General features: G+C 71.9%; 3 protein-coding genes. All 3 read right to left on the bottom strand.

Annotated elements, in window-relative coordinates; all coding sequences use genetic code 11:
• Positions 1–734: guanitoxin biosynthesis heme-dependent pre-guanitoxin N-hydroxylase GntA (gene gntA, locus SSOG_RS02010; RefSeq protein WP_245606191.1), on the bottom strand; the 734-nt coding region annotated here is incomplete at its 3' end.
• A gap of 221 nt (positions 735–955) precedes the next feature.
• Positions 956–1,084 carry a hypothetical protein gene (locus SSOG_RS57330; RefSeq protein ID WP_281048056.1) on the bottom strand — a complete coding sequence of 43 codons (129 nt, stop codon included), beginning with the start codon at positions 1,082–1,084 and terminating at the stop codon, positions 956–958.
• A 181-nt stretch (positions 1,085–1,265) separates the two neighbouring features.
• Positions 1,266–2,794: HAD-IC family P-type ATPase (locus tag SSOG_RS02005; RefSeq protein WP_039936339.1), on the bottom strand; the 1,529-nt coding region annotated here is incomplete at its 5' end.

Here is a 2,794-nt window from a genome sequence, read left to right as displayed (position 1 = left end):
GCGACCGCCGCCGAGACGGTCAGCTCCCGCTCCGCCACGCGCTCCCGCTCGGCCTGCCGTGCGGACTCCCGGGCGGCGAAGGGGCACTGCCAGTCGGCCGGCTTGGGACGGCCCGAGTACCGGCGGGTCTCGGACAGCTCCTCGTACTCGTACAGGTTGGGGTTGATGTCCCCCTGGAGCTGGATGTCCTGCTTGCGGATCTTCTCCGCGAGCCGGTCCCACATCCCGGCGTCCTTGATCCGGTCGAACTGTTCGTGGGAGTTGAAGGCCAGCATCGGGAAGGGCGGCCTGCGGCCGAACCGGCGGTGGGTCTCGTGCAGGCCGATCACGAAGAAGGGATGGCCGGCCACGCTGAACGCGAACTCCGGGGACTGCGGATCGGACGAATAGCCCTCCGCCCAGTGATGGAAATCCGCGTCCTGTTCGTGCAGCAGTTGCAACTGTTGCCAGAGGAGCTCTTCGAACCGCAGCTCATCGACCCCGCGCGGTTGCTCGAACGTCGCGATGAAACTCGTGAACGTCCGTGCGCTCCAGTCCGCCGAACTCACGAACTCCGCGAGATCGAGCGCCAGCAGCCGGGCGGAATCCTCGCCCCCCAGCAGGTCATAGTGGCGGTGAGTGATGCCTCCCCGGCGCCAGGCGGAACGCCCCGCCAGGCACGCGAACCGTTCCCCGAGCATGAACTCCTCGACGTCACGACGCGCATCCACCGTCATGGCCAGCCTTTCTTCCACCTACGTGCCTCCTCGCAGCAGGTCATCTCCTTCACGCATCCGAAAGCACCCACCCCTCACCGGCGGTACCCGGAAGGACCGAGTCCGCTGGAGGACGGGGAAGGTCACTTGGTGATTGTGACGGGCGGAGGCCGATCAACGAAATTGGTGGCGAGCTTCGTGCCGAAGAAATCGCCCACGGCGGGATGTACGTGGCGAACGGTCGCCGAATAACGGTCGTTTCAGGCGGCGGCCGGGGCGGTCCGCGGCTTGAACGCGACGGTCAGAAGCGACTTCGCGAGCTGTGCGAGCAGCGCTTCCAGAGCCATATGGGCCAGCTTGGTCAGGACGGTCGTCAGGATGTTGGCCATGGGGGTTACCTCACTGGGCGGAACAGATCATTACGGAGGCGGGTACCGGAAGCACGTCATCCGCTTCCATTTCCGGAGCCTGACCCGAGTGGGCAAGCAGATCGCGCACGTAAGGTGAAAACCGGGTGAACAGCGACAAGCTACCGGTGAGACGCGCCGCTCCCGCTGGACCGCGCCCCCGCTAGACCGTGAAGGGGGCCCGCCGCGAGAAGAGCAGCCGCGGTGCGGCGGCGGCGCCCAGGGTGGCACCGGCCGAGCACACGCCCACCACCGTCCAGGCCACCGGCCCCAGCGGCGTACAGCCGAAGAAGTGGCTGATCCCCGGTGTCTCGATGACCGCGAACAGGACGGCCGCCGACGCCACCCCGGTGACCAGCACCAGCGGGCTGTGCCAGTCGGTGATGAACGTCTGACCCAGCTGGGTGCCGACCAGCGCCGCGAGCCCCATGGTGCTCGCCCGCCGGGCCCGGCCCGTCATCCGCCCGCAACTCCACGCCGCCGCGGCGCCCAGCGCGGTGGCGGTGCCGCGCACGGCCAGAATCCGGCCCAGGTCGGAGCCGAGCAGTGCGGGGGAGGGGCCGCCCGCCAGTGGATCCTCCCCGGTCGGGCCTTCCCCGGCGGTGTCCTCCCGGGCCCGGGCCAGGGCGACGGCGAGCGCGGGCAGCATGTCGGTGAGCAGGTTGACCAGCAGCAGCTGACGGGTGCCGAGCGGCGCCCGGCCCGCCACCGCCGCGCCCAGCACGGTGAAGGCGACCTCGCCAGCGTTGCCGCCGACCAGGATCGCCACCGCGTCCCGCACGCTGCGCCACAGCGCCCGGCCCTCCCGCAGCGCGTCCAGGATGCGGGTCGGGTCCGGATCGGTGAGGACCAGGTCCGCCGCGGCCCGGGCCGACGTCGAGCCATGGGCGGAGAGCCCGATGCCCACGTCCGCGAGGCGAATCGCGGCCGCGTCGTTGACCCCGTCGCCGGTCATGGCCACCACCCGCCCGGCCTGCCGCAGCGCCTGGACGATACGGACCTTGTGCTCGGGGGAGACCCGGGCGAAGACGGTGGTGCGGGAGATCCGCTCGACCCGCTCCTTCTCCGGCAGGGTGTCCAGTTCCGTGCCGGTGAGCACCGGGCCGGAGTCGGCGATGCCCAGCTCACGGGCGATGGCGGCGGCCGTGGTCGGATGGTCGCCGGTGATCATGGCGATGCTCACCCCGGCGTCGGTCAGCCGCTTGACGGTCTCCGCTGCGCCCGGCCGCGTGGTGTCGGCGATGGCGATGAAGCCCAGCAGGGTCAGCCCGCGCGCCAGCTCGTTGAGCGCCGCCCCCGGCGTGTCGGGTGCGTCGGGCACCTCGGCCGCCTCGGGCAGGGACTCGGCCACCGCCAGGACCCGCAGCCCGTCGGAGGCCAGCGAGTACAGCAGCCGCTCGGTGGAACGCCGCCGCTCGGGGGTCAGCGGTACGGGGCCGCCCGCCGCCGGGCCCAGGGCGGAGGCGCACCGGTCGAGCACGATCTCGGGCGCCCCCTTGACGGCGAGTCGCGGCCGCCCGGACTCCGTCCCAAGACACGCCGAGAAGCCACGGCTGGCCTCGAAGAGCAGCTCGGACACCGGCCGCCAGGCGTCGTCCCCGTCGCAGTGCGCGGCCGCCGCGTCCACCACGGCCTGGTCGGTGGCGTGGGCCAGCGCCCGGCCGCCCTCGGGCCCGGGGCAGGCCCGCGCCG

This window comes from Streptomyces himastatinicus ATCC 53653 (genome assembly GCF_000158915.1).
GTDB classification, from domain to species: Bacteria; Actinomycetota; Actinomycetes; order Streptomycetales; family Streptomycetaceae; genus Streptomyces; species Streptomyces himastatinicus.
The sequence above is the reverse complement of the archived record's forward strand: the minus strand, read 5'-3'. Positions and strand labels throughout refer to the sequence as shown.